Origin of the sequence: Pararhizobium qamdonense, from assembly GCF_029277445.1 — a bacterium.
GTDB classification, from domain to species: Bacteria; Pseudomonadota; Alphaproteobacteria; order Rhizobiales; family Rhizobiaceae; genus Pararhizobium; species Pararhizobium qamdonense.
The window spans coordinates 1,563,297-1,583,171 of record NZ_CP119566.1; the positions used below are offsets into that span (position 1 = coordinate 1,563,297).

The window sequence follows — 19,875 nt, forward strand, 5'->3', positions numbered from 1 at the left end:
ATGCTCAAAACCCTCCTGCGGCCCTTCATTGCCAAATCCTCCGGCGATTTCGCCCGTCTCGGCGTGCTGCTTGCGCTGGCCGGGCTGATCCTGTTCGGCGCGCTGCGCTACGACAATTTCATCTCGCCGTTCAATATTCTCAGCTTCCTGCGCTATAATTCCATGTTCGCGCTGATTGCCCTCGGCATGGCCTTCGTCATCATCACCGGCGGCATTGATCTTTCTGTCGGCGGCGTGGCGGCGATGGCAAGCGTGGTGGCCGCTTATCTGTCGCCCTATGGCTGGGTTCCGGGACTAGCCGGCGGCATGGCCGCCGGATTGATCGCCGGTTCGATCAATGGACTGATCATCACGCGGATGCGCATACAGCCGTTTATCGCGACGCTGGCTATGATGCTTGCAGCCTATGGAACAGCGCTGCTTCTGGCCAACAACCAGTCGGTCTCGGTGTCCTATGATACCGGCTTTACCACCATCGGTCAGGACGATTTTCTCGGCTTCCCGATCCCGGCCTGGATTGCGGCACTGGCCTATGTGCTCGGCTGGATCTTTCTGGAGCGGCATCCGGCCGGACGCCATGTTCTGGCAATCGGCGACGGCGAGGCAACGGCCAACCTGATGGGGTTGAAGGTCGAAAAGACGCTGTTTGCTGTCTACGCGCTGTCGGGGCTGCTTGCCGGTCTGGCCGGCGTCATCTTGGCTTCCCAGTTCGGGGCGGGGCAGCCGACCGAGGGCGTGGGCTGGGAGCTGTTTGCGATTGCCTCCGTCGTGGTCGGCGGCACGCTTTTGACCGGCGGCTCTGGCTCGGTCGGTGCGACGCTGGCGGGCGCGCTGCTGCTTGCGATGGTCTTCAACATCCTCAATTTCGAAAACGGCCTCGGGTGGATCTCGCTGTCGGCCTATTGGCAATCCGTCATCCGCGGCGCCTTCCTTCTGGTCGTCGTGGTGCTGCAGGCCCGGTTGATGAAGAAGACCGAGGCCTAGACCTCCTAAAATCGCCGCCGTAATTCCAAGCGCGTCCGGGTAACCGGGCGCGTTTTGCGCTTGTCCACACGCGAGCCCCTCCTGTTGCAAGCGCATATCGAATTGGTGCGCCGCCGCATCGAAGCCGCTTGACAAATTTTTCAGGTCATGAAAATTCTTTCAGCAAGAGATAAAAATATCATGCCATGAAAAATATGGCAGAGGCGAGGGCGGAGATGGTTGCGGGCGCAGGGTCCATCCGGGATGACGAGTCGAGCATGGCGACGCGTGCGGCCTGGCTGCACTATGCCGGCGGCCTGACCCAGGCCGAAGTTGCCAAGCGCCTGGGCCTGACATCCCTCAAGGCGCACCGCCTCATCACCCGGGCCAATCAGGAAGGCCTGGTGAAGGTCTATATCGATGGCGAAGTCTCCGAATGCGTCGAGCTGGAACAGAAGCTTTCCGCCCGCTACGGCCTCGACTATTGCGAAGTGGTGCCGGATTTCGATCCGGAGGAACTGCCGCTGAAGGCGCTCGGCATTTCCGGCGCGCAGTTTCTCAAGCGCGAGATTGAGAAGGACGGCTCCCTGCTGATCGGCATGGGCCATGGGCGCACACTGGCGGCCTGCGTCGAATATCTGCCGCGCACCACCAACAGGGACGTCCGCTTCGTCTCGCTGCTCGGGGGCCTGACGCGGCGGTTCTCTGCCAATCCGCATGACGTGATCCACCGGTTGGCCGAACGGACCGGCGCGGAAGCCTATGTGATGCCGGTGCCGTTTTTCGCCAACACGGTCGAAGACCGGGACGTTCTGTTCAACCAGCGCGGCGTGCGGGAAATCTTCGATCTCGCCAGCAGCGCCGATCTGCTCCTCGTCGGCATCGGCACGGTCGAGCGGGAAGCATCGCTGGTGGCAACCGGGATGATCGAAAAGGGCGAACTGGAGGAAATCAAGAAGGGCGGCGGTGCGGGCGAATTGCTCGGCCATTTCTTCGATGACAAGGGCCAGCCGATCGAGACCTCTTTGTCCAACCGCACGTTTACGCTGAGCCGCGAGGCGCTGAAAAACCGCCGCACGGTCGCCGTTGCCGGCGGCAAGGTCAAGGCTCGCGCCATTCGCGCCGTGCTGGAAAGCCGGTTTCTGAGCGGTCTGATCACCGACGAGAGAACGGCGCAGACATTGATGGAGGAGGTTGCCTGACACGGCGCCTTCCAGGCATCGGGAATAAAGGCTGAAGACCGGTCCTGGGAGTGGTCCGGTACAAGTCTTTCGCAATGCAAAGCATCCCGTCCGGCCGCTGGCTGCGGGGCCTGCGTTGCGATCAGGAGGACATACCGGTCGGGTAAGCCGGTAGGGCTCAATCAATTGAGCATTTTTTGCCCGTGAAGGAGGAGAAGACCAATGCATGAGAAAGAGAAAGACCTGATCAGTGCATTCCTGCGGGGAGAGGTGGACCGCCGCGGAATGCTGAAGGGCCTGGGCGCCATGGGCGTTACGGCCGGTGCCGGCGGCACGTTGCTCAACATGATGTCGAGCAGGGCAATGGCTGCCGATTTTGACTGGAAGAAACATTCCGGCAAGACCGTAAAGCTTTTGCTCAACAAGCATCCCTATGCCGACGCCATGATCGCCAACCTGCAGGCCTTCAAGGACCTGACGGGCATGGACGTCAAGTATGACGTGTTTCCCGAAGACGTCTATTTCGACAAGGTGACGGCGGCTTTGTCGTCCGGTTCCACCGAATATGATGCGTTTATGACCGGTGCCTACATGACCTGGACCTACGGTCCGGCCGGCTGGATCACCGACCTCAAGGAATGGATCAACGATCCGGAAAAGACCAATCCGAGCTATGCCTGGGACGATTTCCTGCCCGGCGTGAAAAATTCCTGCGCCTGGAACGGCCAGCCCGGCGGCGCGCTCGGTTCCGACGATGCCAAGCAGTGGTGCATTCCGTGGGCGTTCGAGCAGAACAACATCACCTATAACAAGGCGATGTTCGACAAGGCCGGCGTTTCGGTTCCCAAGAACCTCGACGACATGATCGCCGTGGCCGCCAAGCTGCAGAAGGATGTCGGCGGGATCTACGGTATCGGCGTTCGCGGCTCGCGTTCCTGGGCGACGATCCATCCGGGCTTCCTGTCGGCCTATTCGAACTTCAACGAAAAGGACCTGAACGTCACCGATGGCAAGCTGTCGGCGGCGATGGGCACGGCCGGTTCCAAGGCGTTCCACGCCAAATGGGTGCAGATGATCCAGGAAAGCGGCCCGAAGGATTGGTCGACCTATACCTGGTATCAGGTCGGTACCGATCTGGGCGCCGGCGCGTCGGCGATGATCTTCGACGCCGATTGCCTGGGCTATTTCATGAATGGCGGCGACAACAAGATGGCCGGACAGCTGTCCTATGCCGCCTTCACCGCCAACCCGGATGCAACGGCCTCGACGCCGAACATCTGGATCTGGTCGCTCGCCATGTCCAACTTTTCCAAGGACAAGGACGCCACCTGGTACTTCCTGCAATGGGCAACCGGTCCGGAACACGCGATCTTCGGCGCCACCAAGATGGACTTCGTCGATCCGGTCCGCCAGTCGGTCTGGAAGGATGAGGCCTTCCGCACCAAGCTCGACAAATATCCGGGCTATGTCGATATGTTCGACGCGTCTGCCGCCGGCGCATCGATCAAGTTCACGCCGCAGCCGTTGTTCTTCGACGTCACCACCGAATGGGCGGCGACGTTGCAGAAGATGGTCGCCAAGGAAGTGCCTGTCGACGAAGGTCTCGACCAGCTGGTCGAGAGCATCGATCGCCAGCTGAAGGAAGCCGGTCTCGGCTGATCTGCCTCCCAAGCAGAAGCCCGGCGCTTGAAAGAGCGCCGGGCACCCGCACACCGGCTGACCGCCACCTTGAGACAACCTGAAATGCCGATGGACTGACGCGGGGACGATCCGCGTGCCGCGCGCTTTCTTCACAGACAAAGAACGGAGCTCGACATGGCTTCAACAGCAACCCTCCGCAAGCCCGCTTCAGGTTTCCGCATCAGCCGGAAGATGCTGCCCTATGTGCTGAGCCTGCCGGCGCTGCTTGTGTGCATCGGCATCCTGATCCCCTTTTTCACCGCGGTGATCTATTCCTTCCAGCGCTACCGCCTGAGCCAGCCCTGGGCGCGGCAGTTCAACTGGGGTGAAAACTATCTCAACTTCTTCACCGACCCGGCCTTCTGGAACACGCTGAAAGTGTCGCTGCTTTATGCCGGCATTACCGTGACGCTGGAACTCCTGCTCGGGCTCGGCATCGCGCTCCTGTTGCAGCGCCGTTCGACGGTCAACAATTTCATTTCGATCATGCTGCTTTTGCCGCTGATGATCGCGCCGGCGCTCGCTGCGCTGATGTGGAAGCTGATGACCAATCCCAGTTTCGGTATTCTGAGCTATCTTGCCAGCCTCATCGGACTGCATGATTTCCGCTGGGCCTCGTCGCCGAGCACGGCGCTGCTCACCGTCGTTCTCGTCGATATCTGGGTCTATACGCCATTCATCATGATCCTTTTGCTGGCCGGCCTGCGCTCGCTGCCGACCCAGCCGTTCGAGGCTGCGGCGCTCGATGGGGTGCCGAGAACCTTCGTGTTCTTCCGCATCACCCTGCCGATGCTGACGCCCTATATCCTGACGGCAACGCTGTTCCGGCTGCTCGACAGCATCCAGCAGTTCGACATCATCTATGCGATGACGCAAGGCGGACCGGGCAACACGCTGACCGTTTTCCAGGTGGAAGCCTATCTCAACTTCTTCCAGTCGACCAATGTCGGACGCTCCGCCGCGCTGATGGTCATCCTGTGGGCGATCACGTACCTGCTCTCCAATATCTTCATCAAGAACTGGCTGCGGCTGCGCGAACGCGCCCGTGGCGAAGCGTGAGGGGAAAACCATGGAAACCACATCCACGCTTGAAAAAACGCTGCGGCTGATCGCGCTGACGCTCGTCGTCATCTTCTTCATGTTCCCGATCTTCTGGATCTTCCTGATGTCGTTCCAGACCAACGAGACAATTCTGGCGATCCCGCCATCGATCATCTTCACGCCCACCTTGTCCAACTATGCGGCACTCATCACCGGCAAGCTGACGACGGCGGCCGGCACGCTCGACATCGCCTTCATGCGCAACCTGATGAACTCGATCTTCCTGTCTGTGACATCGGTTGCCATCGCGCTGGTTCTCGGCGTTCCCGCGGCCTATGCCTTTGCCCGCCACAAGTTCAAGGGCTCGGAGGATATCGCGTTCACGCTCCTGTCCTTCCGCTTTGCGCCGCCCTTGCTCGTGCTCTTGCCGCTCACCCAGTATTTCCAGTGGCTTGGACTGTCCGACACCTATTTCGGGCTGATCTGGGTCTACCAGCTGATCTGCCTGCCGCTCATCCTGTGGATCGTGCGCGGCTATTTCGAGGATATTTCGGCCGATGTGGAATATGCCTATCGCATCGCCGGTCACTCCTGGTTTGCCACCTTCCGCAAGATCGCGCTGCCGTTGGCAGGTCCGGGGATTGCGGCAGCCGGCCTGCTGGCCTTCATCTTCGCCTGGAACAACTTCGTGTTCGCGCTGGTGCTGGCCTCGGCCGACAAGCAGCCGGTGACCGTCGGCGCGCTTGCCTTCGTCACCTCGTCGGGCATCCAGTACGGCCAGATCGCCTCGGCCATCGTGCTGTCGGTCACGCCGACGCTTGCACTTGCACTCTACGCCCAGCGCTACCTCGTCGAAGGCCTGTCGCTCGGCGCGGTGAAGGGATAAATCATGACGACACTTCAGCTTAAAAACATCGTCAAGCGCTACAAGACCAACACGGTTCTCGACAATCTGTCGCTGGATGTGGCCGATGGCGAAACGCTGGTCCTGTTCGGTCCTTCTGGGGCGGGAAAGACCGTGCTGCTGCGGCTGGTGGCCGGTGTGATCGATCCGGAGGAAGGGCAGATCCTGATCGGCGGCGAGGATGTCGCCGATATCGACGCCGAACATCGCGGCATCGGCATGGCTTTCCAGAACTTCGCGCTGTTTCCGCATATGAGCGCCTTCGACAACATTGCCAGCCCGCTGACGGCGACCAATGCGACGAAGGATGCGATCTCGGCGGGCGTGCACAAGGTGGCCAAGCTCCTGAAGATTGATCATGTCCTGTCGCACCACCCAAAGGCGCTGTCGAACGGCCAGAAGCAGCGGACCGCGCTCGCCCGGGCGCTTGCCGGCTCGCCGCCGCTGCTTTTGCTTGACGATCCCTTGCGCAATGTGGACGCCAAGCTGCGTTTCGAGATGCGGCTGGAATTGCCGCGCCTGCTCGCCGCGCAAGGGGCAACAGTCGTCTATGTGACGCAAGACTACAAGGAAGCGATGGCGCTGGGAGACCGGATCGCCGTGATGTCACAGGGCCGCATCCGCCAGATCGGCACGCCCGAGAATATCTACAATGCCCCCGCCGATATCGAGATCGCCCGTCTGTTCGGCGATCCGACCATCAATCTTCTCGATGTCACGCCGAAATCCGGACCGGACGGGGTCTATGTCGAGCTTTCGAACGTCAAGGTGGCTTTGCCCGGCATGCCGTCGGATGTGGTTGGAAAAACCTGCGTCATCGGTCTGAGGCCGGAGACAATCGCCTTTACCGATGCGGACGCGGCTGGCGCCATTCCGGTGACGGTGGAAGCCGAAACGCCGCTGAACGAAAAGACCGTCACGCTGGTTCTGACCGCACGCGGCCGGGAAATTCTGGTATCGCGGCCGGCGGGGACGCCGGGTCCCGTATCTGGCCCTGCCCATATCGCCGTCAATGGTCAGGCGGCCTTCCTGTTCGACAAGGAGAGTGGCGGGCTGATCCGGTCTGCCGCAACCCAGGTGACACGCAATGGAGAAGCGGCATGAGCGAGACCGCACTGTTCATCAAGGGCGTCGACAAGTTCTATGGCCCGATCGATCATGGCGTCCACGCCGTCAAGCAGCTGAACATGGACGTGAAGAAGGGCGAGATCATCGCGCTTCTCGGCTCTTCCGGCTGCGGCAAGACCTCGACATTGCGCATGGTCGCCGGCTTCGAGGCCGTGTCGCGCGGTACGATCGCGATGAAGGGGCGCGAGGTCCAGACCTTTGCGCCGGTCAAGCGCAATGTCGCCATGGCGTTCGAGGGATACTCGCTCTATCCGCCTTTGACGGTGCGCGAAAACATCGCCTTTGCGCTGAAGGCCTCGAAGCTTTCCCAGAGCGTGGTGGACGAAAAGGTCGCCAATATCGCCAAGCTGCTCGAGATCGAAGATATCATGGGCCGCTATCCGAGTTCGATCTCGGGCGGCCAGCAGCAGCGGGCGTCGCTGGGCCGGGCGCTGATCCGCGATGCCGACCTGCATCTGCTCGACGAGCCGATGGGGCAGCTGGAGCCGCAGTTGCGCGCGCTTTTGCGCGGCCGCATCAAGCATTTTATCAAGGAGCGCGGCCTGACCGCCATTCTCGTCACCCACGACCAGACGGAGGCCAATGCGCTGGCCGACCGGATCGCCGTCATGGAGGGCGGCGTGCTGCAGCAGTTCGATACGCCGCAGATGATCAAGGAGCGTCCGGCCAATCTGTTTACCGGCACCTTTGTCGGCGAGCCGCCAATGAACGTGTTTTCGGCGGGGATTTCCGGCACCGGCGATACCGTCTCTTTCGGTCTGAACGAGGGCGTGAAGCTTGACTACAAGGCGTCGGATTTTTCGCATGAAGTGCGTGCCGAACTGATGAAGCGCAGCAAGGTCGTGCTTGGCATCCGGCCCTATGCCGTGCGCCGCAGCGAAGGCGGCGTTGGTGCGAAAGTGGCTGTCAACCAGTGGCTGGGCGACCAGACCCATATCGCCACCGATTTTGCCGGCGGCACGATGGTGCTGGTCGAACATGACCGCACCAATCTGGCCATCGGCGAGAATGTCGGTATCCGGCTTGATCCCTCGAGCCTGCACGTGTTCGACGGCGAGAGCGGCCGGGCCATCAGCCATGGGCAGGAGCTGGCCTGATGCGCGATATCCTGATCGGGATCGATGCGGGAACCTCCGTCATCAAGTCGGTCGCCTTTGACCTGGGCGGCAAGCAGATCGCGTTTTCAGCCATTCCTAACAGTTATGAAAGCGAGGGCGGCCGGGGTGTCGTTCAGGATCTTGACCGCACCTGGGCCGATACCGCAAAGACGCTGGCCGATCTCGCCGGCAAGGTGGAGAACCTTGCCAGCCGGGTTGCGGCGATCTCGGTGACCGGCCAGGGCGACGGCACCTGGCTGATCGACAAAAACGGTGATCCCGTGGGCAAGGGCTGGCTCTGGCTCGATGCCCGCGCCGGCGATACCGTCGAGCGCCTGCGCCGCGACAGTGGCGATGCCACGCGCTTTTCCCATACCGGCTCCGGCCTTGCCGCCTGCCAGATGGGCTCGCAGCTCAGGTGGATCCTTGAAAATGCGCCCGAGATGATCGAAGGCGCTACGACCGGATTTCACTGCAAGGATTGGCTCTATTTCAAGCTGACCGGCCAGCGGGCGACCGATCCCTCCGAGGCCAATTTCACCTTCGGGGATTTTCGCACCCGGCAATATTGCGAGGATGTCATCGACTTTCTCGACCTGCGCCAGCAGCGCTACCTCCTGCCTGAAATCGTCGATGGCGCTGTTACCCGGCATGCGTTGAGCGATGCGGCAGCCACCCTGACAGGGCTTCTGGCGGGAACCCCTGTTGTGCTCGGTTATGTCGATGTCGTCTGCACCTCGCTCGGCGCCGGGCTTTACGAGCCGGGCACCGATACCGGCTGCTCGATCATCGGCTCGACCGGCATGCATATGCGGCTGGCGAAAAGCCCTGACGACGTGCAGCTCAACAAGGACCTCACCGGCTACACCATGTGCATGCCGATATCAGGCCATTATGCGCAGATGCAGTCGAACATGGCGGCAACGCTCAATATAGACTGGATCCTGTCCCTGGCCGGCAGCGTGCTGAAGGGCATGGGGATCGAGAAGAGCAAGACCGAGCTGCTCGGCCATGTCGAGGACTGGCTGTCGCAGGCCAAGGAAACCTCGCTTCTCTTCCATCCCTATATTTCCGAGGCCGGCGAGCGCGGGCCGTTCGTCGATGCGTCTGCGCGGGCATCCTTCATCGGGCTTGATCTCAACCACGGCTTTGCCGACATGGTCCGCGCCGTCTTCAACGGTCTCGCCATGGCATCGCGCGATTGCTACGTCGAGATGGGGCCGCTGCCATCGCGGGTGCGGCTGACGGGCGGTGCGGCGCGCAGCGCATCCTTGCGGCGCATTCTTGGCGGCGCGCTCGGTTCATCGGTGCAGACCAGCGAGCGCGAGGAGGCGGGGGCTGCCGGTACGGCGATGATCGCCGCCGTCTCGCTCGGCATCTACGGCTCGATGGAAGAGTGCGTCAAGGAATGGGTCACCCCCTACCAGCGGCCGGCGGAACCGGCCGACAAAGCCATGGCGGCGCGTTTTGACGCGGCGTTTCCACTCTACAGGCAATCGCGCCTGTCCCTTCGTCCGGTCTGGCACGCCCTGTCCCACGGCGCCGCCCCGGCATCTGAATAGGAAGACTGAAATGAAGAAAATTGCCATCATCGGAGACCGGTTCATGCTGCCGACGGTCTTTCGCGACAAGGTCGTGGAAGCCTGTGGCGAGGGGCATGATATCCGTCTTCTCGAACAGCCCTGGCCGGATGAGCCGATGGAGCATGGCTATGCGGTGGAGGGCATGGACGGCCTGAAGGAATATATGGGCAAGGCCGACGACATCATCGCGTTCGTTGCGGATGCGGAGATGGTGATTACACAGCTGGCGCCGTTTTCCCGCGGCATGTTTTCCAAGTTGCCGGACCTGAAATTCGTCGCGGTTTCGCGTGGTGGGCCGGTGAATATCGATATGAATGCCGCGCGCGATGCCGGTGTTCTGGTGGTCAACACGCCCGGCCGCAATGCGAGTGCAGTTGCCGAATTTACCCTTGGCGCGATCCTTGCCGAAACCCGGCTGATCCGGTCCGGCCACGAATCCCTGCGCAAGGGCGAATGGCGCGGCGAACTCTACCGTGCCGACAAGACCGGCCGCGAGCTTTCGGAAATGACCGTCGGCATCGTCGGCTATGGCAATATCGGCACCAAGGTGGTGCGGCTGCTGCGGGCATTCGGAACCAAGGTGCTGGTCTACGATCCCTATGTCCAGCTGTCTGCCGATGACCGCAATGCCGGTGTCGAGCATGTGAGCTTCGATGATCTCCTGTCGCGCTCGGATCTCGTGACGCTGCATGCGCGGGTGTCGGACGAGACGCGGAATATGATGAACGCCGAAAGCTTTGCCAAAATGAAGCCGGGTGCGATCTTCGTAAACACGGCGCGCGGACCGCTCTGCGACTATGATGCGCTGTATGAGGCCTTAGTGAACGGCCCGCTTTCGTCCGCCATGCTGGAAACCTTTGCCGTCGAACCGGTGCCTGCCGACTGGCCGCTGTTGCAATTGCCGAACGTGACGCTGACGCCGCATATTGCCGGGGCATCCGTGCGCACGGTCACCTATGCCGCAGAGATGGCGGCCGAAGAGGTGCGCCGCTACATCGCCGGCCTGCCGCCGGTCAATCCGTGCTGAGGGCGCCGCAATGACAGAGAATTACGTTCGCCAGTCGATCATCGATCATTGCCGCAAGATGAATGCGCTCGGGATCAACCAGGGCACATCCGGCAATATCAGCGCCCGCTATGAAGACCGCATGCTGATCACGCCGTCGGCGGCACCCTATGACGAGATGACGCCGGACATGATAGCCTCGCTGCCGCTGGAGGGCGAATACGGCGCCTGGGACGGGCCGCGCAAACCGTCGACGGAATGGCGCTTCCATCTCGATATCCTGCGCAGCCGGCCCGAGGTGAACGCGGTCATCCATACGCATGCGATCTATTCGACCATTCTCGCCATTGCGCATAGGCCGATCCCCGCCTGCCACTACATGATCGCCGCCTTCGGTGGTGACGATGTGAAGGTCTGCGACTATGCGCGCTACGGCACCAAGGAACTGTCGGACAATATCCTCAAGGCAATGGAGGGCCGCACCGCCTGCCTGATGGCCAATCACGGCATGCTCGCCACCGGTGCCAGCCTCGAAAAGGCGATGTGGGCAGCCGTCGAACTGGAGACCATTGCCAAGCAATATTACCACGCGCTGCTGATCGGCGGCCCGGTCGTGTTGCCAGCGGAAGAGATTGCCGGCGTCCGCAAGGGCTTTGCCAGCTACGGATTGCAGGATGGCGCAAAGAAGGCCGCGAATGGATGACGCAGGCGAGCGAAGGTGCCGGCGGGTCATGCTTGGTCCAATGCACGTTATACAGGAGAGACGAGCGTGAGTGCTGAAGGGATCATCGACCTGTTCATCATCGGCGGCGGCGTCAACGGCGCCGGCATTGCCCGCGATGCGGCCGGGCGCGGCATGTCGGTCGTGCTCTGCGAAAAGGACGATCTGGCTCAGGGGACCAGTTCGCGCTCCGGCAAGCTTGTGCATGGCGGCCTGCGTTATCTCGAATATTATGAATTCCGGCTGGTGCGCGAGGCGCTGATCGAGCGCGAGGTGCTGCTTCAATCCGCGCCGCATATCATCTGGCCGATGCGGTTCGTGTTGCCGCACAGCGCGTCCGACCGGCCGGCCTGGCTCGTGCGGCTCGGGCTGTTTCTCTACGATCATCTCGGCGGCCGCAAACGCCTGCCGGGCACGCGCACGCTCAACCTGCGGACAGCGCCGGAGGGCGCGCCGGTCAAGACGGAGTATCGCAAGGCGTTCGAATACTCCGACTGCTGGGTGGATGATGCCCGCCTGGTGCTGCTCAACGCGCTCGATGCGCAGCAGCGCGGCGCGAAAATCCACACCCGGACCGCCTGCACCTCGGTGCGCCGCAATGGCGATCTCTGGGATATCGAGATGACCGGAACCGGCACGGGCCGAAAGACAGCGCTCAAGGCACGCTGCGTGGTGAACACGGCGGGTCCCTGGGTGAACGATGTCATCGGCCGGGTTGCCGGGCTGAATTCCCGCCGCAATGTCCGCCTGGTCAAGGGCAGCCATATCATCGTGCCGAAATTCTGGGAGGGGCGGCAGGCCTATCTCGTGCAGAACCCGGACAAGCGGGTGATCTTCATCAACCCCTATGAAAACGACCTGGCGCTGATCGGGACGACCGATATTCCCTATGAGGGGCGCCCGGAAGACGTGAAGGCGGATGCAAACGAGATCGACTATTTGATCAAATCCGTGAACCGCTATTTCAAACAGCAGCTGACGCCCGGCGATATCGTCCACAGCTTCTCAGGCGTGCGGCCGCTCTATGACGACAATGCCGAAAACCCGTCCGCCGTGACGCGCGATTATATTTTCGAGGTCGATGCGGACGGCGGCAACGCGCCGCTGCTGTCCGTCTTCGGCGGCAAGATCACCACATTCCGCAAGTTGTCCGAACATGCGCTGGAAAAGATCAGGCCGTTCTTCCCGGCGATGAAGCCGGGCTGGACCGCAGGCGGCATTCTGCCCGGCGGCGATATGCAAGACGCAGATTTCGAGCAGTTCCTCGCAGATCTCAGCGCCCGGTACCGGTGGCTTCCCGCCGGTCTTGCCAAGCATTACGCCCGGCTTTACGGCACGCGTGCGCATGATCTGCTTTCCGGCGCCGCCTCGCTCGACGATCTCGGTGCTGCTTTCGGCCCGTTGCTGCGCGAGCGCGAGGCGCGGTTCCTGATCAAGACCGAATGGGCGCAAACGCCGCAGGACATTCTGGAACGCCGTACGAAACACGGTTTGCACATGACACCGGCCGAGCGCGAGGCGTTCGCTTCCTGGTGTCTGCAACAGCCGCAGGCGGCTTGAGACATATCGGAGACAATGGTGAAAAGTTTTGAATTCGAAGCCCTTCTGGACGTGTCGGCCCGGGTCGGTGCCGATCCGTCGCTGGTGCAGGCGGCCGGCGGCAATACCTCGATCAAGGAAGGCGGCACGCTGTGGATCAAGGCATCGGGGCTTTGGCTTGCCCATGCCCGCGAGCGCGACGTGATGGTGCCGGTGGCGCTCGATGCTCTGCTCGATGCGCTGGAGCGCGATGATCCTTCCACGGAGAAGGCGCAGGATTTCGTCATCCGGGATCGCAATCCGTCCGGCTTGCGGCCCTCGATCGAAACGACAGTGCATGCGCTGATGCCGCAGAAGGTGGTGATCCACGTTCATTGCGTCGAGACCATCGCAACTGCTGTCCAGGTCAACGGCGAAACCATCGCCGCCTCGAAACTGCCGGATATCCCGCATGTGTTCGTGCCCTATGCGCGGCCGGGCCTGCCGCTCGCCAAGGCAATTGCGGCGCGGATCCGGCCGGATACCAGCGTGCTCATCCTCGGCAATCACGGTCTTGCGGTGGCCGGCGAAACGGTGGCGCAGGCGGAGCGTCTTCTCGCCGAGGTCTCCCAAAGGCTCGCCCTGCCGCGCCGCACGGCGCCGGATGCGGATATCGCGGCCCTGTCGCGGCTGGCGGTGGGCAGTCAGTTCACCTTGCCGCAGGAAAGCCTGATCCATGATGCCGCCACCGATCTGGCAAGCTGCCGCATCGCGGCCGGGGGCAGCCTCTATCCGGACCATGTGATCTTTCTCGGGCGCGGCTCGTTTGTTGCAGCCCCCGGCGATACGGCAGCCTCGATCGAGGAGCGGCATCGCGCCGAGGGGCAGGCCGTTCCACCGGCATTGCTGTTTCCGGGCAAGGGCGTGCTGGTCGCCAAGGACGTCACGGCCGGTGCGCTGGCCATGGCGCGCTGCCTCTCGGATGTGCTCGGCCGGGTCAGTGAGGGTGCGCGGCTGCGCTATCTGACGGATGCCGAAAACGGCGAGCTTCTCGGTTGGGATGCGGAAAAATACCGGCAGGAACTGAACCGGGCCGGAAAGACGCTGCAATGACGGGTGACGCAAAAAAGCCGCTGGTGATCGGCATCGATATCGGCACATCCGGTGCGCGCGCGGTGGCGATGGATGCTGCCTTCAACGTCGTCGCCGCCGGCTCGTCGAAACTTGCGGATTTTTCCGCTGATCACCGGGATCCGGCCGTCTGGTGGCAGGCGGTGCAGACGGCCTTGGGGCAGGTGCTGGATGCGATTAACCGCAGGCAGGTCCGGGCGATCGCGATCGACGGCACCTCCGGCACGATGCTGCCGGTCAGCGCCGACGGTGCGCCGCTGGCGGTGCCGATGATGTACAATGATCCGGTCGAAGACGCGGATATCCTGGCGCTGATCAAGGCGCATGCGCCGAAAGAAAGTGCGGCGCATGGGGCGACGTCCGGTCTGGCGAAGGCTCTGGCATTTCAGGCCGTGCCGGGGGTCTTCCGGATCATCCATCAGGCCGATTGGCTTGCCGGGCATTTCACCGGGCTCTACGATGTGTCCGATGAGAACAATGCCTTGAAGACCGGCTATGACCCGGTATCGCGCACTTGGCCGGACTGGATTGCCGCAACGGGCATGCGGCCCGATCTGCTGCCGAACGTTCTGCCGGCAGGATCGCCGGTTGCCGGAATTTCCGCTGAGGCAGCGGACGCATTCGGCCTTAGTGATGACGTCGTGATTGTCGCGGGCACCACGGATGGCTGCGCATCGTTTCTGGCAACGGGCGCCGATCAGCCCGGCGATGCCGTCTCGGCGCTCGGGACGACGCTGACGGTGAAGATGCTGTCCGGGCAGCCGCTGTTTGCGCCGGAATACGGTCTCTACAGCCACCGGATCGGCGACATGTGGCTGGCGGGTGGGGCTTCCAATACCGGCGGCGTGGTCCTAGCGGCGCATTTCGACAATGCGCAGATTGCCGCCCTGTCTGCGGACATCGATCCGGCTGACGATACCGGTCTTCACTATTATCCGCTGGTCAGGGATGGCGAGCGGTTTCCGGTCAACGATCCGGCGATGAAGCCGCGCATGACACCGCGGCCGGATAGCGATGCCCTGTTCCTGAAGGCGATCTTCGAGGGGATCGCCGGTGTCGAGGCTCTCGCCTATGAGCGGCTGGTTTCGCTCGGCAGTCCGCCGCTGCGCTCCATCCGAACGGTCGGCGGCGGGGCAAAGAATGCGGTCTGGGCTGAGATACGCAACCGCAAAATACCGGTATCGTTTCTGCCTGTGGCCTCGGAAGAGGCAGCGGCCGGCACGGCGCGGCTTGCGCTGACGGGCGCCAAATTGGCGGGTGTGATATGAGCGGCGGACCACTGGAAATCGCCGGCCTTGATGAGGCCGCCGAGCGTTTCGACGCGTTTCTGATCGATCAGTTCGGCGTGCTGCGGGATGGCAAGGGGCCATATCCGGGGGCGGTGGACACGCTGATCCGGCTGAAACAGGCCGGAAAGACCATCATCATCCTGTCCAATTCCGGCAAGCGTTCGGCGGAGAATGACCGGCGGCTTGCAGCCCTTGGTTTCGATCGCACGAGCTGGGACTGGTTCTTGACCTCCGGCGAGGTCGCCTGGCGTATCCTGCAGAGGGAAAGCGGGCAGGGCGCAGGCGGTGTGGCGCGCAAATGCCTGCTGGTCAGCCGCGACGGCGATACCTCGCCGCTTGACGGGCTGGGTCTTGAGCGGACCGAAAGCGGCAAAGATGCGGATTTCATCATGCTTGCGGCCAGCGAAGGGGATCTCCATCCGCTGTCGTTTTACGAGACGCTGCTGGCGCCGGCGGCCAGGCGTGGCGTGCCGTGCCTGTGCACCAATCCGGACAAGATCATGCTGACGAAGGAGGGCACGGCCTTCGGAGCGGGGCGGATCGCCGAGCTTTACGAGGAACTGGGCGGGCAGGTCCGCTGGATCGGCAAGCCGTTTGCCGACATCTATGCGACGGCACGCGAATTCCTCGGGGACCTTCCACCTCAGAAAATCTGCTGCATCGGCGACAGTATCGAGCATGACATTGCCGGTGCGGCAGGCGCCGGGCTGAAATCGATCCTGGTGACGACGGGCATTCTGGAAACCGCATCGGACGCGCAGCGCCAGGCGCTGTTTGCCGAGCATGGCGCCATGCCCGACTTCATCCTGCCGGCTTTCACCTGGTCCGGGCGCTAGCACTGCCGTTCGCTGCGCTCAAAACCCTTGCGTAACCAGAAACGCCTTCATCCGCTCCGCCGCCATATCCGGCATATCCAGGACATTGGCCTTGTCGGCCAGGCGGAAAATGTCGGCATAGTGCAGGACGCCACGGGCGGATTGCATGCCGGCGGGCATGGTGAAATGCCGTTGATGGCCGTTCAGCCAGGCGAGGAAGACGACGCCCGCCTTGTAATATTGCGTCGGCGCCTCGAAGATCTTCCGCGACAGCGGCACGGTCGGCTCGATCACCGCGCGGAACGTACCGGTATCGCCCGATGCCAGTGCAGCCAGCGCCTTTGAGGCGGATGGCGCGACGGCGTCGAAGATGCCGAGCAGGGCATGGCTGTATTTCTGCCCGTCGCCTTCGATCAGTTCGGCATAATTGAAATCGTCGCCGGTAAAGCAGAGGATATCGCCGGGCAGGCGGTTGCGCAGGGCGACTTCGCAGGCGTTATCGAGCAGCGAGATCTTGATGCCTTCGACCTTGGACTTGTTGTCCTCGATGATCGAAAGCACGGTATCGAGCGCGGTTTCAAAATTTTCCGAGCCCCAATAACCTTTCAGCTGCGGATCGAACATATCGCCGAGCCAGTGCAGCACCACCTTGTCCTTGGTCTGCGACAGGATGCGGCCGTAGACCTTGCGGTAATCGTCCGGCGATGCGGCGATGCGCGCAAGCGCACGGCTTGCCATCATGATCGACCGGCCGCCTTCCAATTCGACAAAGCCGACCTGGGTTTCATAGGCGCGGATGACGTCGTCGAGCGAGCGGGTATCGGCGGGGGAAAGATGATCGGTGCCCGCGCCGCAGGCGAGATCGGCGCCCGGCACGCTGCGGGCCTCCGTGAGCGACCGGCGGATGAGTTCCTGCGCACCCGCCCAGTTCAGACCCATGCCGCGTTGCGAAGTGTCCATCGCTTCTGCGATCTTGAAGCCGAGCGCCCAGAGGTGATGGCGAAACGCCATGGTCCGCTCCCAGTCGATCGCAGGCCGGCCCCAGGGGTCGAGATCGCGCAGCGGATCGGAGACGACATGGGCGGCCGCATAGGCGATGCGGTTGAAGACGGGGACCGTCTGCGGCCGCGCGATCGGGGTTCCCGTCAAGCGGTAGATCTCAAGCGAACCGTCGGCGCGCGGCAGCGGCAGGGTGGCGGACATGCGGGGCTCCTCCTAAGGCTAGTGAAAGCCGAATAATTTAGATCGTTCCAAACTTCAAGAGATAATTTGGTGGATAAACGAGGTGAGGACGCCGATAACTGGACACGCTCATGCGTTGTTTTGATCCAGTTCACAACGCTTTTCATTGATGCTTTCTGGTAAAAAATATTGTTTATAAATGGTTTTTTTCCGTTTGGCGTTGCCTTGATGCGTTGATTTCCAGTCAGGATGCGCGCGGCAAAACTTCTTTTTCGAAATCCGCTTGACAAAATTGGAACGTTCCAATTATTTTGCCGGAAGTGCTGAGGCAAGAAGACCTCGCCGGGAGGACGATGTGGGTAAGGAACGGGTGACAGTCATCGATATTGCGCATGCCGCCGGCGTGTCGAAATCGACCGTGTCGCTCGTGCTGCAGGCAAGCCCGCTCGTCAACGAGGCGACCCGCGCCAAGGTCAATGCCGTCATCCGCGATCTCGGCTATGTCTATAATCGCGGTGCGGCCAACCTGCGCCAATCGAATTCCAAGTCGAAGATCATTGGCATCGTCGTCAACGATCTGACCAACAGCTTCTTTGCCGAGCTTGCCGTCGGCGTCGATATGGTCGTGCAGTCGGCCGGTTATGTGCAGTTCCTCGCCAACACCGCCGAAAGCGTCGATCGCCAGCGCGAGGTCATTGCCTCGATGCGCGAACATGGCATTTCCGGCCTGATCCTCTCGCCGGCGCGCGGCACCGATGCTTCGGATCTGAAGCCGCTGGTGGCGAGCGGTATCCCCGTCGTCAATGTCGTGCGGCAGGTCGCCGGCGCCAAAGTGTCGTCGCTGGTATCGGACAATCATGCCGGCATGCGCGACGCGGTCCGTCATCTCGCCGGGCTTGGCCATCACCGCATCGCCTTTCTTGGCGGTTTTCCCGATACGGCCGTATTTAATGAGCGGATGCAGGGCTATCGCGATGCGCTGTCGGATATGGATCTCGCCGTGCATGACGAGCTTGTTGTCAGTTCGGCGCCGTCACGGGCAGGGGGCGTTGCCGCCATTCAGCGGGCGCTGCTGTTGCGCGAGCGGCCGACGGCGGCCGTGTGCTTCAACGATGCTGTCGCCTTCGGTGTCTGCGATGGCCTGCGGGCGCACCGGCTTGACCCGGGCGAGGATTTTGCCGTGATCGGGTTCGACGATGTCATCGAGGCGCAGACGGCGGTGCCGGCGCTGACGACGATCTCGGTCGATCCGCAGGGCATGGGGCGGCGGGCAGCGCAGCTTCTTTTGAAACAGATCAATGCCGGACGGGCGGACGCGGAAGCGATCGTCAGCTCTGTGCGGCTGGTGGTGCGCCAGAGTTGCGGCGCCGCCATCGACAAGCGGGAAAGGCTATCCTTGTTATGACACGTTGGGGTTTGATCGGGGCAAGTACGATTGCCCATGAATGGGTGATCGATGCGATCCGTGCCGTTGGCGGCGAGATCGTTTCGGTGATGAGCACCAGTGCGGAACGGGGCGCCACCTATGCCGCAGACCATGGCATTGCCAAATCGGTGACCAGCCTTGCCGAGCTTGTCGGCGATCCCGATGTCGAGGCCGTCTACATCTCTACCACCAATGAATTGCACCGCGACCAGCTGATCGCGGCGGCCAAGGCCGGAAAGCATATTCTGTGCGAAAAGCCGCTGGCGACCTCGCTTGAGGATGCCCGCGTCATGGTCAAGGCCGCGCGTAATGCCGGTGTGGTCATGGCGACCAACCATCACCTGCGGGGGGCTGCCACGCACCGCGCGATGCGCGAGGCGATTGCGCAAGGCCGGATCGGCAAGCCGCTGGCGGCCCGCGTCTGCCATGCCGGTTACCTTCCGGCGCACCTGCAAGGCTGGCGTCTCGACAGGCCGGAAGCGGGCGGCGGCGTCATTCTGGATATCACCGTGCACGACACCGACACGCTGCGCTTCGTACTTGGCGACGATCCGGTCGAAGCCGTGGCGCTCGGCCAGTATGGCGGCATGGCCAAGGCCGGTCTGGAAGATGCGGCCATGGGCGTCCTGCGCTTCAAGTCGGGTTTGATTGCCCAGTTCCATGATGGGTTCACCACAAAATATGCGGTGACCGGCTTTGAGGTTCACGGTTCCGAGGGATCGTTGATCGCGCGCAACTGCATGACGCAGAAGCCGATCGGTACCGTCACCCTGCGCAATGCCGAGGGCGAGACGGAGCTGACGCTCGACCACCGCAATCTCTATGAGAACACGCTGATCGCCTTCGATGCGGCCATCACCGGCAAAGGCCAGCCGCTTTGCGGCGGCGAAGACGGCGTCTGGTCGCTGGCGACAGGGCTTGCGGTCATGCAGGCGGCGGCCAGCGGCAATGCCGTCGCGATCGAACCGGGACTTTGACTGTGATGGTACGGGACCCAGCCGAGCGAACGCATTTCTATCCTGAGGCGGAGGTGGTGATTTTCCCCTTCTCCCCTGCGGGGAGAAGTGCCGAGCGCAGGCGAGGCGATGAGGGGGCCTCCAGCGAAGCTGGAGCCAGAAAAACTGCCTTCGGTCCCCCTCATCCGGCCCTGCGGGCCACCTTCTCCCCGCTGGGGAGAAGAGGCAGCGAGCTGCCCCTGACAACCACGATG

At 62.3% G+C, this 19,875-nt stretch carries 18 protein-coding genes; 16 read left to right on the forward strand and 2 right to left on the reverse strand.

The genetic code is table 11. The features are described from left to right. The 14 genes from PYR65_RS07550 (at position 1) to PYR65_RS07615 (ending at position 16,078) form a co-directional block, all read left to right on the forward strand. Positions 1-984: an ABC transporter permease gene (locus PYR65_RS07550; RefSeq protein ID WP_276120517.1), complete on the forward strand. Its 984-nt coding sequence runs from the start codon at positions 1-3 to the stop codon at positions 982-984. Positions 985-1,199: 215 nt separating this feature from the next. Beyond that, positions 1,200-2,165, forward strand: a complete 966-nt coding sequence (locus tag PYR65_RS07555) for a sugar-binding transcriptional regulator (RefSeq protein WP_060639758.1) — start codon at positions 1,200-1,202, stop codon at positions 2,163-2,165. A 201-nt stretch (positions 2,166-2,366) separates the two neighbouring features. Beyond that, positions 2,367-3,803: an extracellular solute-binding protein gene (locus tag PYR65_RS07560; protein ID WP_060639649.1), complete on the forward strand. Its 1,437-nt coding sequence runs from the start codon at positions 2,367-2,369 to the stop codon at positions 3,801-3,803. 156 nt (positions 3,804-3,959) lie between these two features. Further along, on the forward strand, positions 3,960-4,883 hold the full coding sequence (locus tag PYR65_RS07565) for a carbohydrate ABC transporter permease (RefSeq protein WP_060639650.1): 924 nt from the start codon (positions 3,960-3,962) through the stop codon (positions 4,881-4,883). 10 nt (positions 4,884-4,893) lie between these two features. Next, complete coding sequence (locus PYR65_RS07570; RefSeq protein WP_060639651.1) at positions 4,894-5,751, forward strand: carbohydrate ABC transporter permease; 858 nt, start codon at positions 4,894-4,896, stop codon at positions 5,749-5,751. A gap of 3 nt (positions 5,752-5,754) precedes the next feature. After that, a complete protein-coding gene (locus PYR65_RS07575; protein ID WP_276120518.1) occupies positions 5,755-6,873 on the forward strand; it encodes an ABC transporter ATP-binding protein in 1,119 nt (372 codons plus the stop codon). Further along, positions 6,870-7,994 (forward strand): ABC transporter ATP-binding protein, encoded by a 1,125-nt coding sequence (locus tag PYR65_RS07580; RefSeq protein ID WP_060639653.1) that lies wholly within the window; start codon positions 6,870-6,872, stop codon positions 7,992-7,994. Before PYR65_RS07575 ends, PYR65_RS07580 begins: the two co-directional genes overlap by 4 nt. Next, positions 7,994-9,556 (forward strand): FGGY-family carbohydrate kinase, encoded by a 1,563-nt coding sequence (locus tag PYR65_RS07585; protein ID WP_276120519.1) that lies wholly within the window; start codon positions 7,994-7,996, stop codon positions 9,554-9,556. Before PYR65_RS07580 ends, PYR65_RS07585 begins: the two co-directional genes overlap by 1 nt. Before the next feature lie 10 nt (positions 9,557-9,566). Further along, complete coding sequence (locus PYR65_RS07590; RefSeq protein WP_276120520.1) at positions 9,567-10,604, forward strand: 2-hydroxyacid dehydrogenase; 1,038 nt, start codon at positions 9,567-9,569, stop codon at positions 10,602-10,604. A 10-nt stretch (positions 10,605-10,614) separates the two neighbouring features. Next, entirely contained in the window at positions 10,615-11,286 is a 672-nt protein-coding gene (locus PYR65_RS07595) for a class II aldolase/adducin family protein (protein WP_276120521.1), read from the forward strand. 66 nt (positions 11,287-11,352) lie between these two features. After that, a complete protein-coding gene (locus PYR65_RS07600) occupies positions 11,353-12,864 on the forward strand; it encodes a glycerol-3-phosphate dehydrogenase (RefSeq protein WP_276120522.1) in 1,512 nt (503 codons plus the stop codon). A gap of 15 nt (positions 12,865-12,879) precedes the next feature. Beyond that, on the forward strand, positions 12,880-13,935 hold the full coding sequence (locus PYR65_RS07605; RefSeq protein ID WP_276120524.1) for a class II aldolase/adducin family protein: 1,056 nt from the start codon (positions 12,880-12,882) through the stop codon (positions 13,933-13,935). Further along, entirely contained in the window at positions 13,932-15,221 is a 1,290-nt protein-coding gene (locus PYR65_RS07610) for an FGGY-family carbohydrate kinase (RefSeq protein WP_276120525.1), read from the forward strand. The genes PYR65_RS07605 and PYR65_RS07610 overlap by 4 nt, the downstream gene beginning before the upstream one ends. Continuing rightward, a complete protein-coding gene (locus PYR65_RS07615; RefSeq protein WP_276120526.1) occupies positions 15,218-16,078 on the forward strand; it encodes a TIGR01459 family HAD-type hydrolase in 861 nt (286 codons plus the stop codon). Before PYR65_RS07610 ends, PYR65_RS07615 begins: the two co-directional genes overlap by 4 nt. An 18-nt stretch (positions 16,079-16,096) precedes the next feature. Here PYR65_RS07615 and PYR65_RS07620 read toward each other — a convergent pair whose 3' ends face one another. Continuing rightward, positions 16,097-17,260 (reverse strand): dihydrodipicolinate synthase family protein, encoded by a 1,164-nt coding sequence (locus PYR65_RS07620; protein WP_276120527.1) that lies wholly within the window; start codon positions 17,258-17,260, stop codon positions 16,097-16,099. Between the two features lie 108 nt (positions 17,261-17,368). Then, positions 17,369-17,545, reverse strand: a complete 177-nt coding sequence (locus PYR65_RS07625; RefSeq protein WP_276120528.1) for a hypothetical protein — start codon at positions 17,543-17,545, stop codon at positions 17,369-17,371. Positions 17,546-17,594: 49 nt separating this feature from the next. Here PYR65_RS07625 and PYR65_RS07630 point away from each other — a divergent pair, with 49 nt between their 5' ends. Together PYR65_RS07630 and PYR65_RS07635 are read left to right on the forward strand one after the other, a co-directional pair. Next, positions 17,595-18,644: a LacI family DNA-binding transcriptional regulator gene (locus PYR65_RS07630; RefSeq protein ID WP_276120529.1), complete on the forward strand. Its 1,050-nt coding sequence runs from the start codon at positions 17,595-17,597 to the stop codon at positions 18,642-18,644. After that, the gene (locus PYR65_RS07635; protein ID WP_276120530.1) at positions 18,641-19,642 is read left to right on the forward strand and encodes a Gfo/Idh/MocA family protein; all 1,002 of its coding nucleotides are present in this window, start codon (positions 18,641-18,643) and stop codon (positions 19,640-19,642) included. The genes PYR65_RS07630 and PYR65_RS07635 overlap by 4 nt, the downstream gene beginning before the upstream one ends. Positions 19,643-19,875: the final 233 nt, after the last annotated feature.